This is a genomic window from Parabacteroides sp. ASF519, from assembly GCF_000364265.2.
GTDB lineage: Bacteria > Bacteroidota > Bacteroidia > Bacteroidales > Tannerellaceae > Parabacteroides > Parabacteroides goldsteinii.
In genome coordinates, this window is sequence record NZ_AQFV02000006.1 from 1,969,511 (window position 1) to 1,984,022 (window position 14,512).

The 14,512-nt window shown below is 45.4% G+C and carries 8 protein-coding genes and 1 pseudogene; 8 read left to right on the plus strand and 1 reads right to left on the minus strand.

Annotation, left to right across the window (positions count from 1 at the left end):
• Positions 1-192: 192 nt before the first annotated feature.
• Positions 193-582: pseudogene (locus C825_RS27830) on the plus strand (TonB-dependent receptor plug domain-containing protein); the annotation flags it as partial.
• Positions 583-665: 83 nt separating this feature from the next.
• Entirely contained in the window at positions 666-2,276 is a 1,611-nt protein-coding gene (locus C825_RS07605; RefSeq protein ID WP_010802034.1) for a dipeptidase, read from the plus strand.
• 26 nt (positions 2,277-2,302) lie between these two features.
• On the opposite strand, the gene C825_RS07610 is transcribed toward C825_RS07605, so the two are convergent.
• The gene (locus C825_RS07610) at positions 2,303-3,256 is read right to left on the minus strand and encodes a helix-turn-helix domain-containing protein (protein WP_228100038.1); all 954 of its coding nucleotides are present in this window, start codon (positions 3,254-3,256) and stop codon (positions 2,303-2,305) included.
• A gap of 136 nt (positions 3,257-3,392) precedes the next feature.
• Between C825_RS07610 and C825_RS07615 the strand changes: the two genes are divergently transcribed.
• The 6 genes from C825_RS07615 (at position 3,393) to C825_RS07640 (ending at position 14,504) form a co-directional block, all read left to right on the plus strand.
• Positions 3,393-6,587: a SusC/RagA family TonB-linked outer membrane protein gene (locus C825_RS07615; protein ID WP_010802036.1), complete on the plus strand. Its 3,195-nt coding sequence runs from the start codon at positions 3,393-3,395 to the stop codon at positions 6,585-6,587.
• 24 nt (positions 6,588-6,611) lie between these two features.
• Positions 6,612-8,555, plus strand: coding sequence for a RagB/SusD family nutrient uptake outer membrane protein (locus tag C825_RS07620; protein ID WP_010802037.1), 1,944 nt, complete (start codon positions 6,612-6,614; stop codon positions 8,553-8,555).
• Between the two features lie 113 nt (positions 8,556-8,668).
• Positions 8,669-10,498 carry a DUF6057 family protein gene (locus C825_RS07625; protein WP_010802038.1) on the plus strand — a complete coding sequence of 610 codons (1,830 nt, stop codon included), beginning with the start codon at positions 8,669-8,671 and terminating at the stop codon, positions 10,496-10,498.
• On the plus strand, positions 10,495-11,961 hold the full coding sequence (locus C825_RS07630) for a TolB family protein (protein ID WP_010802039.1): 1,467 nt from the start codon (positions 10,495-10,497) through the stop codon (positions 11,959-11,961). Before C825_RS07625 ends, C825_RS07630 begins: the two co-directional genes overlap by 4 nt.
• 286 nt (positions 11,962-12,247) lie before the next feature.
• The gene (locus C825_RS07635) at positions 12,248-13,735 is read left to right on the plus strand and encodes a glycoside hydrolase family 28 protein (RefSeq protein WP_010802040.1); all 1,488 of its coding nucleotides are present in this window, start codon (positions 12,248-12,250) and stop codon (positions 13,733-13,735) included.
• Positions 13,736-13,751: 16 nt separating this feature from the next.
• Positions 13,752-14,504 (plus strand): glycosyl hydrolase family 28 protein, encoded by a 753-nt coding sequence (locus tag C825_RS07640; protein WP_010802041.1) that lies wholly within the window; start codon positions 13,752-13,754, stop codon positions 14,502-14,504.
• Positions 14,505-14,512 lie beyond the last annotated feature (8 nt).

Below are 14,512 nucleotides of genomic sequence, written 5' to 3' on the forward strand. Positions count from 1 at the left end.
TAAGTTTATTGGTGTTTCACTTGTGCTTGAATATAGAGTTTTGTTTACTTTATTTTAAGTTCTGTAAGAACTAAGCTTTTTTAATTAAACCAAAACATTAATAATTATACTCTCCTGTTTTTTCTCTAAAAACTTTATTCTAAACTTGTTTTGCTAATGTCTTGATAGACAAAATATAATCCGCAGCCGGTAACTTATGTTATTGATGGGGTCGTAAGGGATGCAACTTCCTTTAATGCGATGAGTGCAAATGAAATTGAGGATATTTCCGTCTTGAAAGATGCGGCTTCTGTGGCTATTTATGGATCACGTTCGTCTGGAGGTGTTGTTATTGTAACGACCAAGAAAGGTAAGATTGGCAAACCGATAATCAATTATTCGTATGGTTTCTCTGTTGATACTAGAACCAAAAGTTATGATCTGACAGATGGTGTACAAACTGCTGAGATATATAACCGTGTCAATCCTGAAGCAACTAATAAATGGACGCAGGAAGAAATAGATTATATTGCTTCTATTAATGGTGGATATGGATATAACCAGTTAGATGAAGTATTGTATGGTTATCGATTGTCAAATTAATAATGAATAATATCAAAAAATAAGGGGTGGTTTTTACATATGCAGATTATTTTTGTCCTATTAGATAAAAGTTTTAAAGGAAAATGAAGAAAAAAGTATATACAGTGTTTGTATTCTTTTGTTGTGCCATGGTGTCTCTCTCAGCTCAAGAGCGCGTAGTAGAATTAACAAATTCGGATGAAAGCTGTACAAGTATCGCTGCTGGTAAATTAGCGACGACCGATGGTTCGGTTATGACTTCCCAAACTTGCGACGGAACTTCGCGTACTTGGATGGAAGTTGTGCCTGCGCAAAACTGGCCGGACACGGCAAAAGTCGACATTTACTGGGATATTCGTCACACGGAAAGTAAAAGTGATCGGTTGGGTGTGATGTTGAAAGGGTCTATTCCGCAGGTCCCTTCTACATTTGCCTATCTGAATACCGGTTACCCTTGTATGAATGAGAAACAATTGGCGATGGGAGAAACGACTATCGTCGGGCGGAAGGAACTGCGTAATCCGAAAGGTCTGTTCCATATCGAGGATTTGCAAGGGATTGCTTTGCAACGTTGCAGTACGGCACGCGAGGCGGTCTTGCTGATGGGACGCTTGGCAGAACAATATGGTTATCGTGATGGGGGGGAATGCCTGACGGTTGCCGATAAGAGGGAACTCTGGTTTTTCGAGATTACGGGTGCGGGTCCGGAAGATATGGGGGCTTTGTGGGTTGCCCGGCGCATACCGGACGACCATGTGACGGTTTCGGCCAATACACCTCGTATTTCCGATGTCGATTTCGGGGACAAGGATAATTATATGTATAGTGAAGGACTGAAGGAGAAAGCACGGAAGTTAGGGTATTGGGACGGGAAAGAACCTTTTAAATTCTGGAAAGTAATCCATGAAACGAGGAAGAAGCCTTTTACCGTCCGGGATTTTTTTGTTTTGAAAACGCTGGCTCCTTCTTTGAACCTGACGATGGACATGGAGGAGTTGCCTTTGTCGGTTAAGCCCGAACAGAAAGTTTCGTTAGCGGATATGAACCGTCTGCTACGTGAAACATATGAGGGAACGGAATGGGACATGACGAAAGATATGATAGTAACGAAGAAGATTAAGGATAAAGACGGAACTGAGCGCGATACGATGTATAAAAGCCCCTTGGCTCAAAATTGGATGACGAATGATATGTTTGAATTCCTGAATGCACAGCGAGGTAAAAAGAAGATAGAGAAACAGCGGACGATATCGGTTGTCTGGTGTGCTTATTCATTTGTGATACAGTGTCGTGATTGGTTACCGGATGAGGTGGGTGGTGTTTGCTGGTGGTCGGAAGATAATCCGGGCGAAAGTCCTAGGGTCCCCTTGTTTGCCGGGATGACGGATGTTCCCGAAAGTTTTAAGGTTTGCGGACATAAGCGTTACCGTCCTGATGCTGCTCTTTGGACTTATCGACGAACGAACCGCCTGGCTCAGGTAAGTTGGGGGCATGGACGTAAATTGATCGAACCTGCTGTCCTCTCTTTCGAGCAGAAGGCGGCAGATGAGATGCCTCTGATAGAAAATAAGGTATCGGCCTTTATTCGGGAAGGCAAGAAAGACGAAGCCCAAGCTTATCTTACCCGTTATTCCTTCGATTTTATCTATTCGACCTTGCGTTGTTGGGAAGAAATGGAAGGACTGCTTTGGCATAAGTTCGGGAGAGGATTTTAATAACTCCTCTCCGATGTCTTATTTAGTTATAGGATCTTTTTCCTTTGCGTTTCTACATGCTTTCTGTATGCGATGGGACTTATGCCTATTTTTTTTCGAAAGAAGTAAGAAAAATAGTCCGGAGATTCGAAATTTAGTTTGGATGAGATGTCTTGAATGGACATTTCCGTACTGTCTAACAGCTCTTTTATTTTGTTTATTTTCAGTTGTAACATATATTGGTGCGGAGCGATTCCTACATGTTTTTTAAAGGTCTTTCTGAAATTGGAGTAACTCATGTTGATTGCTTTTGCGATATTTTCAGGCGTATAATTTTCGTATATATTTTCTCGCATGAGCATGCAGGCTTTTTGTATTTTTTGTGTCTCTTCTGTGCCAAAGTCTTTCGTTTTGTTTATTGAATAGATCAAACTTATGATGTGTAAGGCCGTTCCGCTGAGTAGTTCTTGGAAACCGGGTTTTTCTGCCATGGCAGAATCAATCATTTCATTCAAATGATTGATTAATAATCCGTTTATACCAATATGAAATATAGGATTCGTATCATTTATAATTTTGCGTAACAAATTGTTGCAATAAAAGCCTGTGAGAGTGAAGTAATATTCATCCCATCCGGTTTCAAATGTTGGATGATGGGTGTGCCATTGTTTGGGAAAAATAAAGAAAACATCTCCTTCAGATATTTGGGATATAGGACAGTTTGAAGATACAAAAACTCCTTCTCCTCTGGTTACGTAGACCATTACAAATTCATCAATAATTCTTCCTCTTTCAGGATTGAAGGTATATTTAGCAGAGTGTCCTTTGAGAGGATAATTTTCGTTAGGGTTGATAGATTGGAAACCTATACTGCTAATGGATATTCCCCACGTCGTTTCGTCGTCGTTTATAGGCAAGTACTTGATAATGTTGTGTTTGTTGCGGTTTGAATACATAAAATAAAAATAATAGTATGTTTTTTTTACTTGTTTTTGTTGCAAACAAGCCCTTAAATGTACAGAAATTTTCTTTTTGTGACAAAACTATACAAAAAAATATCATATTTTCATGTTAAGGTTGAAGCTAAAAAATGACTTTTGCAATAAATTTTGTTAAACATAAATAATATATGGTTTTATGAAAAGTCGTATTCTGCTTTTGCTATGTTTCCTTTTATGTGGGATACAAGCTTTTGCCCAGATTTCAGTGTCGGGGAAAGTGGTCGATGCCGGTGGTTTTGAATTACCGGGAGTGAACATTTCCGTGAAAGGGCAAACGATCGGTACTATGACTGGTGCCGATGGTACGTTTACACTTCCTGGAGTTCCGGGAAGTAATTCTGTGTTGGTCTTTTCTTATGTTGGTTTTAAGACACAAGAGGTGACGGTCGGTAGTCAAAGAACAATCAATGTCACGCTGTTGGAAGATTCGGAACAATTGGAAGAGGTCGTTGTGGTTGGTTATGGTACGGCACGCAAGAAGGATGTGTCGGGAGCTATTTCCAATGTGAAGTTTTCTGATAGCGATATGACTGCTTTACCGAATCCGAATGCGATTGCTGCATTGTCAAGTAAAGTGGCTGGTCTGAAATATGCTCCGACAAGTAGTGCAGGTGCCAATAATATGGAGAGTATGACTTTGCGCGGTAAGAATGCAATCCCCAGTTCAGTTGGTGCGAGTAATCAAAGTGTAAACTCGCCTTTGCTTATTGTCGACGGTGTTATTTCCTTTGGTGGAATCAATGAAATCAATACAAACGATGTACAGAGTATTGATGTATTGAAAGATGCTTCTGCGGCAGCTATCTATGGTTCTCGTGCGGCAAATGGTGTCATCATTATTACGACTAAAAAAGGAGCAAGCGAAAAACCGACCATTAATGTTAATACGAACTGGAGTTTTTCGGATTGGACACGTCAGCCTAAAATGGTATCTAATGAAGAAAAGTTCATGAGAAACCGTTTCTATTCGAAACAGGCAATCGGTGAGATTACGGGAGATGCAGTCTGGTCTTCTTCTTTTGATAAAGCACAATTACTGAATACTGTCGAATTGGATGCTTATAACGAAGGTATTTATACAAATTGGATCGATGAAACATCTCGTATTGGTGTCGGACAGAAATATGATGTTAGTGTCTCAGGAAAATCCAAGGCGGTGAATTATTATATTTCGGGTGACTATTATCATCAGGATGGTATTATGAAAGGAAATAAATATGAAAAGTATAACATTCTTTCCAAATTAGATATCAAAGCTAAAGAATGGTTAACCTTCGGGTTAAAAGGGAACTTTCTGAGTTCAAAAGGTGGTGGCATTTCTCCACGAATTCAGAATGCGACTTGGATGTCTCCGTATTCTTATATCCATGCACGCCAGCCGGGATATGAAAATTGGTATAACTCGAATCCTGACGGCAATACCGCAAGCCCGTATTGGGGATCCGGATCAAGTGATTCGTACCTGTGGACCGACCAAGAAAGTCATGCGTTCAATGTCAACGGTGTGTTTTATGCTCAGGTGGACTTCCCGTTCGTAAAGGGGTTATCCTATCGTATTTCATTGAATGGGCAACGCAATTCGTCAACTGCTGATCTTTTCAACAATCCTGAGATGTGGGTAAATACTAATAACACAGCCCAGATGGATAATCCTTCACAATTTGGAAATAAGGCAGGTGGATATTCTTCTACTTCTCTCACTGCGACTTGGAATGTCGATAATATTTTTACCTATACAAAAGATTTTGGAAAACATCATGTTGACTTGACAGTCGGTTACACACGTGAAGCATCTAACAATGAATTTCACCGTACTGACTTTTCTAATTTTTCCGTACCTACAGTTTTAGGGGTTTACAAACAGGATTTAGCAACAACAAAGACAATTCGCCGTGAACGTACTTCGAGTTCGGCTATCGGTTATTTAGGTCGTGCCAGCTATAATTACAAAAACACCTATTATGGAACGTTCAATTTCCGTCGTGACGGTTATTCGGCATTTGCGGAAGGACACAAGTGGGGAAATTTCTATGGCGCATCCGCAGCGTGGGTGATTAGTAATGAAGAGTTTATGAAAGAAAGCACAAACTGGCTTGATTTCTTGAAGTTTCGTTTATCTTGGGGACAGAACGGCAGCCGTTCGGTGAGTCCTTATGCTACGGTTGCTACGGTCAGTACGACTTATACATGGTTCGGAGATACCGCTTCTGGCAGTACTTTAGGCCTAGTTCCAGGGGCATTACCAAATAGGAGTTTGACTTGGGCTACTGTTGAAAAGTATAACATTGGCATCGACTTCGGAACTATGAATGGACGTTTGAATGGAAATATCGATCTGTATACAGGTAAAACAACAGACATGCTGATGAACCGTTCGGTTCCTTATCCTACCGGTTTCCAAAGTGCAAAAGATAATGTTGGAAAAGTAACGAACAAAGGTATTGAGATTTCTTTGAACTCTGTGAATATTGACGGTGATGGTAAAGATAAATTCCGTTGGACATCCGATTTGGTGTTCGACCTTAACCGCAACAAGGTAAAGAGTCTTTATGGGAAAGATTACGAAGGCAAAGAAGCTGACGATGTCGCTAATGCCGTAGCATACGGCTTCGATAACTATTATGCTTTAATGATCGGGCGTGCCATCGGTTCTGCCTATGATTTGAAGAAAGTTGGTATCTTCCAAAGCCAGGAAGAAATTGACAATTATACTTGGACCAATCCGGAGACTGGAGAGGTAAGCAAGATACAACCCAATGCAGCTCCCGGTGATCTGAAATTCCTTGATTATAACAATGATGGTCAGATTTCAGATAAAGACCGCCATTGGATTGGAGATATGGATCCGCTTTTCACTGTTAATTTCGGCAATACCTTGAGTTATAAGAACTTCTCATTATACTTCAATTTCCGTTGGATGCAGGGTAGTGATACACACTTCTTAGGTTTCGACCCGAACGCTTTCGGTACGAACATGGCAAGCGGTGCACAGCTTGATGCCATAGAACCGTGGACCGTTGAAAATCATTCAGACAAATATCCTCGTTACGGTTACAACAACTCGTTGAATTATCTGTATTGGAACTCTCGTACATTCTTGAAGTTGAAAGACCTGGTACTCTCCTACAATGTGGATCCGTCTTTCCTGAAGAAATTGGAAATCTCTTCTCTGCGTGTTTACCTTTCAGCTACCGACCTGTTCACGATCACCGGTTGGTCTGGCTTGGATCCTGAAAACGGAGGTACGATCGCATCAAATGCTGCTTCAAGCCGTTACGGAAGCAATGGTACCTATAAGACGGTTTCTGTAGGACTTAATTTGTCTTTCTAATACTAACATCAAAAAGAAGAAAATATGAAACTCAAAAAATATCTATTATTCGCATTTGCCGGTACATCCTTGGTTGCGAGCTTCACTGGATGCCAGAGCGAGGATGAGTTTTTGACCGAACATTCTTATAAATTTGACGATCAGACGTTCTATAGAAGCCAGTCCGACATGGAAATGGCACTGAATGGTTGTTATCGTCAATTGCAGTCCCTGATGATGGGACAAACTCATGGCGGACACTCTTGGATGATCATGGGCTTGGGATTGGATACTTTCGGAGAAACTGGGGGAAATAACCGTTTTGCTAACTGGGACAATTTGAACTCAAGTGAAGGTCTGACCCGGCACTGGTATGATAACCTTTATACGATGATCAACCGTGCCAACACTGTCATCGACATGATGGACGAACGTAGCGAGATCGCCTATTCGTCTGCCGAGAAAAAAGCGCAATTACGTGCGACTGCCATTTTCTTCCGTGGATGGTCTTATCGTGTTTTGGCAGGTATGTATGGAAATGTCCCTATTTTGGAACATCATGCTACGGAAATCACAACCGGTTATGTTCCGGCCAGTCGCCAGGAAGTTTGGGAGTTTTGTAAAGAAGACTTGACTTATGCGGCACAAAATTTGCCGTTGAAAGCCGAAAAGCCTGGACAGATCGTCCGTGCAGCTGCTGATCACTATCTGGCGGAAATCAATCTTGCCTTGGGTGATTTCAATGGGGCTGTGGATGCTGCTTCTCGCGTGATTGACGGGACTGATGGTGACTTCCATCTTATGACGACTCGTTTTGGATCACGTGCAGGTGAAGCTACCGACCGCTATGGCAACTCTTTGGCTGCTCCTGCTGGTGCTTACTGGGATCTGTTTCGCGAAGGCGGTAATCAGAATTCTCCGAACAACAAGGAAGCCATATGGGTTTGTCAGTATAACTATAATACTCAGTCTACGGGTGGCGGTGGCGACGAATGGTGGCGTATCGCAGCGTGTACGACTGAATCCAACTGGTTGAGTAACCAAGTCCGTGTAAATAAGACGAAAAGAACATTAAAGGATGGTACCGAAGTTTATCTTTGGGGTGATAATGTGGCTTGTTTCCAGCCTGGGATTGTCGGAAGTGCCAAGTCAAGTGTTCCCTCTGCCGAAGGACGTTACGAAGCAGACATCATGCGCGACTCCATCGGAGGAAACGTACCCTACAGCGGTAATATCCTGTATCCGACAAGATACGTTTACACCGATCTTTGGAAGAATTCCAAACAAGGAGATAAAGAAGATATCCGTGGATCGGAAATCATGATCCAGCGTAATTGGTACACACCGGGCGGGACACGTTGGCTCGACGAGAAAGCGGCAGCTTTCGAACGGGCAAATGCTAACGGTTACGAAATTACGGCTGCCGACACGATCGGTATCTTCCCGCGTTTTTGGAAGTTTTCGGACGACAAACACCCGAACGGAGACAACAAAGCATACGATTGCGACTGGTATATGCTTCGTATTGCGGAAACCTACTTGGTTCGTGCCGAAGCTTACCTCGCTTTGGGAGATCGTGCAAAAGCAGCTTCTGACATCAACGTGCTGCATGATCGTGCCAACGCACCGCTCTGTACGGCCGCTGATGTGAATATTGACTATATTCTAGACGAACGTACTCGTGAGCTGCTTGGCGAAGAGCACCGTTGGATCACCTTGAACCGTCTGTCTGTGAACCCGAACGCTACTTATGTGACAGAACTTTATCCCATACAGGATGAAACGACCTCCAACACGGTCTACGAACGTATGCGCAGGTATGGTCTTGGATATGAGAACCTGTCCGGCTCCAACCAACCGCGTGAATGGAATGAGGCGGAACACCGCTATATCTCGAATTTCCACCCATACAATTATCAGTATCCGATACCGATTCAGGTCATCCAGTCCAATACTGGAGTGAAATATCCACAAAATACTGGTTATTAATATAGAAAGTTGTTTTTTATCTCAGAGAGAGGACAGCTGCGTCGCTGCCCTCTCTTGCTATATAAAGATTATTTCTGTACGAATGTTACAAAACCATCATCTGTATCGATATCATGAGCAAAAAAAACATCATATTATTTTTGATAAGCATTTTCTGCTTTCTACTTTTCGGATATTTCCTTCAGGAAACACTTCAATATGCTTTGTTTTGGCGCGAACAACAGCAGCTCTTCTTGTTCGACAAGTCCTATATAGCTGAGATCTTGTGCCGTCCGTCTGGATTAGTTGTCCTGTCCAGCAGTTTTTTGGTCCAATTCTTTTATTCTCCCGTCTTGGCGGTTCTCTTGACTTTGGCTCTCTTGGTTCTTATTTCCTTGTTTGTATGGCTTGCTGTCCGCAAGATGGAGGTATCTTCGCTTATATATCCCCTCTGCCTGTTACCAGCTCTGTTTCTGGTCCTTTCACTTTATGACAGTTGCTGTCATTACGAAACCGTGACCGCTTATCTGTTTTCCGTTTTTTCCCTTTTCGTTTACAGTCGGTTGGGATGTCTAGGTTGGCAGTCGAGGCTGGTTGTCGGAAACTTTTTTGTCACGGTGCTGTCCTACGCTGCCGGATCGGTTGCTATCCTGTTTTCCGTTTCGATCTTTTTATACGATATTTGGGTGAAACGTAATCACGCTTCATGTTCCTTGTTCTATCCTCTACTTTCTTTATTCATTGGCTATGTCGCTGTACGCAAAGGAATGGTTGGTACCTATATGTATGTTTATTCTCCTCTTTGTTACTATGAAATGGGCGAGAGCATGCCTTTTATACATTATCTTTCTTGGCTTATGTTGCCGCTTTGCTTGCTGGCAGCAAGGATATTCCGATCGGTAAGCGACGGTCATCGCCTCCTTTTGGCGATGACCAGCCTTGTTCTTTTCGTATCGGCCTTGTTCTTTTTCCGTAACAAGTATCGGGAGATCTGCAATCCAGATCTCCACGACAGCTACCGCTATGAATACCTTGCTGTCAACGAACAGTGGGGCAAACTTGTCGAAGTCGCCTCGGCAAACCTCCATACCGGCACGGCCCTGAACTACCTGAACCTTGCGTTGGCCCAGCAAGGTGTGCTTGCCGAACATCTGTTTCGCTATCCGCAATACGGGCCTAATTCCCTTATCTTCATACCCAAAGACAAAACCCCGGATGTGAAGCTCGCCCGTATCCTCTTCGCGATGGGCAATATGGCGGCGGCACAGAATGTCGCCTTCAACGCCTGTTTCACCACAGGCGGCTACAACCCCTCCATGTTGAAGATGATATTGCAGATCGATCTGATGCGGGGCGCATACCCCGTCGCCCAGAAATATATCGGGCTGCTCGAAAAGAGTTTCCGCTATTCCCGATGGGCGTCGGCCCAGCGGAAGTTCCTCTCCGACGACCAAGCCGTCGAAGCCGACCTCCTTTTGGGAACCGGCCGGCGGGATTTCCCCCGCGAAGAAGCTTTCGTTCTGACCGGTCCCCCCCTGGACGATCTCTACAGGACGCTCGAAGCCAATCCCGCCGACCGCATTGCCCTGCAATACGCTCTCGCCTACCTGCTCCTGTCGAAAGACATCGACCGGATCGGTCCCTTCGTTTGGCAATATCACGGCTCGTCGGCGCTTCCCGTCCTGCCGCTTCCCGTACAGGAAGCTCTACTCTTCTGCCAGGACTATTACCGAGCGATGGATGACGACTATGCTCACCGGCACGGCCTCTCGGAAAGGCGTCAGCTTGCCCTGCAGCTCCTGACCGATGATTTCCTGCACCGGCATGGCGTATCCGGCGAAACGACCGCCCGCTTTTCGGCCTTCAAGGCCGCCTACGGTAAGGCGCGGCAAAACCCTGAAGCGCTTTCGGCCTATAAAAACACCTTCTGGTATTATTTACTCTTTATACGAATCGACGCATGAAAAAGAACCTTTTGCCCCTTCTCCTTTCCGCCGCCCTGGCCTTCGCTGCGGCCTGCGGAAAGACCGACATACGGATCGCGGAAGAAACAACCAGGACAGCCGACATCTTCCCCGACTATCGGGACGTGACGATCCCATGCAACATCGCCCCTTTGAATTTCTCCTATCAGGGCAAGGAAGAATGTCGCCTGATCGTTTCTGGTACGGACGGCGAGACGCAGCTGGAGGCCGAAGACGGCCTTATCGTCTTCCCACCCGCTTTCTGGCGGCAGCTGACCGGGCACAACAAGGGAAAGGACGTGAAGCTGACGCTCGCCATCCTGAGCGAAGGCAAGTGGAAGGCCCTCAAGCCCTTCCATTTTCATATCGCTGCCGATCCGATCGACCCCTACCTCTCGTACCGCCTCGTACCGCCTGGCTATGAGGGATGGAAAAAGATGGGAATCTATCAGCGCGACCTACAAACCTACGAGCAGACCCCGCTCTACGAAAACCATCTGACGGACGGCAATTGCGTGAACTGCCACGCCTATTGTGACCGCGATCCCGGCCGGATGCTGTTTCACGCACGGGCCGGCTTCGACGGGACAGTCGTCATCCGCGGCGGGGAGGCTGTCCGGCTGGACACGCAGAGCGATCCTGTCTCCGGCCCGCTGGCCTATCCCGCCTGGCATCCCTCCGGACGCTATGTCGCCTTTTCCGTCAACCGCACGCGCCAGAATTTCCTCAACAGCCATCCCGACCGGATCGAAGTCTACGACACCGCCTCCGATGTAGTCGTCTACGACCTTGAGACCCGCCACCTTGTCCGCTCGCCACTCCTTGCCTCGCCCTCGGCTTTTGAGACTTTCCCTGTGTTTTCACCTGACGGGAAAAGCCTCTATTTCTGCTCGGCACGCGCCGTCGAGCCGTTGCCGGCCCGTTATAAGGAAGTCCGCTATGACCTCTGCCGCATTGCTTTTGATCCCGCTGACAGCTCTTTCGGGCCAGTGGTCGACACGCTCTGCAACGCTTCCTCCCGGGGCAAGAGTGTCTCCTTTCCGCGCGTCTCTCCCAACGGTCGTTTCTTAGCCTTGGCCTTGCACGACCACGGGACCTTCTCCATCTGGCACAAAGACGCCGACCTCTATATGCTGGATCTCCGGACCGGCGATTTGAGCCCGCTTGCTGAGGCCAATTCGGACGATGTTGAAAGCTACCATTCATGGAGCGACAACAGCCGTTGGATGGTTTTCAGTAGCCGGCGGACGGATGGCCTATACACGCGCCCTTTCATCACGTACATTGACAGCTGCGGTCGGGCATACAAACCGTTTCTTCTTCCTCAAAAGGATCCATTGGTTTATTACATGCGGTTGATGTATTCTTATAACATCCCGGAGTTGACTTCGGGAAAGGTGGAAATAGACAAACATGAGATTGTTCGTCTGTTGAGGAATTGTACCCCGAAACGGCTTAAATAGTTTTTTGGGACCTGGAGGTAAGCAGCACGGACACTTAGGTGTAAAAGGTATACAGATCCGGATCTCAATGGAGTCCAAGTGAGAATGTACGGTTGTTTATCTGTCTGGTCTGGAAAAATTTCATGTTTTATGAAGATAATGTGGTCTTGGATTGCAATTTTGCCAAAATTTTAATTATAAATATCAAAAGCATAGATAATATTTCCATCGGGGTAAATATTTTTGTCAAACATGGAGAACGCATAAAAGCATGGATGAACTTTATCCATGAAAATACTATATAATGATGAACAGATACAGACTTTCCTTTTTTGCTCTTAGCTTGGCGTATTGCTTGTGCGCCTCGGCTAAGGATTATTATGCCTCGGATTTCGGTGTGAAAGCAGATGGCAAAACGTTGAATACGAATTCCATTCAGAAAGGAATCGATTTTGTGAATGAACAGGGTGGCGGACGTTTGGTTTTTACCGCCGGTAATTATCTGACAGGTTCTATTTATCTCAAGTCGAACGTGACGATCCATATCGAAGAGGGAGCGGTTTTACTCGGTTCGACCAACCCGTGGGATTACGAAAAAGATCCCTATATCCGCTGGATGGCCATGATTTTTGCAGTTAAACAGAATAATATTGGTATAACAGGCAAAGGAACGATCGACGGGTGTGGATTCCAGACCGCTAATAATATGGTAGACTATATCCAGCGGGGTATTTATGAAGATCCTTTGAAGCTGGGCCGTCCGAATGAAACGAACCGTCCGCAGAACATCACTTTCCGTGAATGCGAAAACGTGACGATCAAGGACATAACCTTGCGGAATCCGGCAAGCTGGAATCAGACTTACGATCAATGCAAGAACGTGTATGTCGATGGCATACACGTTGATAGCAAGTCTTACTGGAATAATGACGGTATTGATATCGTGGATTGTGACGGCGTTGTGTTGAAAAACTCTTTCATTGATGCGGCGGATGATGCCTTTTGTTTCAAGTCGCACGATGCTAAGTGTATGTGCCAGAATGTGGTAGTTGAGAACTGCGTAGGTCGTTCGAGTGCCAATGGATTGAAATTCGGGACGGTATCACGCGGTGGTTTCCGCAATTTTAAGGTGAAGAATATCAAGATATATGATACGTATCGTTCGGCCATAACGTTTGCTGCGGTCGATGGTGCCTTGATTGAGAATATCGAAGTAGACGGAGTTCGCTCTATTCATACCGGAAATGTGATCTACCTCCGTATCGGTGATCGCTGGAGTGCGGGGAAGAGACCAGTTATGAAAAACATCATGATCAAGAATATTTATGCTGAGATCCCGATGGATAAACCGGATGCTGGGTATAATTATGAAGGACCGATCGAGGATCTCCCACGTAATATCTCGCCGGCCAGCATTATCGGACTGTCGGATTATAAGATTAAGGACGTGACGTTCCAGAATATCGAGATTGTTTCTCCTGGTGGCGGTAATCCTTATTATGCATATCGAGGATTGACTCCTGTTGATCTGGATAGCATTCCTGAAATGAGGACTTCCTATCCTGAGTTTTCGCAATTTAAGGAATTACCTGCCTGGGGTTTCTATATCCGTCATGCAGAGGGGATCACGTTTGACAACGTGACGTTCAAAGCTTTGAAAAAGGATTACCGTCCTGCTGTCGTGACGGACGATGCGGAAGGGGTGACATTTAAGAACGTCCGCTTTGTGGAGCCGGAGAGCGAGGGGAAGGAACAGATATTCCCATATAAGTCTAAAGTAATGAAACTAGATTAGAACAAAAGTAAAAAATATGAACAGAAACAAGTTATTTGCAGGTGTGATAGGATTGCTGTTTTTTGCGACGGGGCTTTCCGCTAAGGATTACCAGGCTGTGATGTTCGGCATCAAGTCAGATGGGGTGACGCTCAACACTCGGTCTATTCAACGGGCTGTCGATTATATCAGCGAACAAGGGGGGGGACGGTTGATCTTTTATGTCGGTCGCTACCTGACTGGTTCGGTCGAGTTAAAATCCAACGTGACGATTCGTGTCACAGAAGGGGCCGTTCTTGTGGCTGCTCCGTCAGTTTATGATTTGAAGGGTACGGATGGATGCAATGCGCTGTTTTATGCCGTTAAGCAGAAAAACATCGGGATCGGCGGCAAGGGCATCATCGATGGCTGCAATGTGGCGGTACGGGCCAGTATCGAAAAGCAGTTGCAGAAAGGGCATATCAAGGGGGCAGTTTCCGATTATGAACCAGCACTCGTCTGCATGGTGGGGTGCGAGAATGTAAAAATTGAGCAGATCACCTTGCAAGATGCGGGCAATACGGCCGAGGTGTATAAGGATTGTCGGAACGTAGCGGTCGACGAGGTAGTTGTGCATGGAGGAACGTCTCGGCGGAAGGCGGTGTCACTCTCCGGTTGCGACGGGGTGGCAATGACGGACTGTTATTTCGATATGGAGGCAGAACCGTTGCAAACGGATGGCACGTCGCGGCGGCTTTCGTTTGTGAACTGCGTGACGCTGGATGGCAAAAATGTTTCGTGTGAAAAATAAGGGGAGGA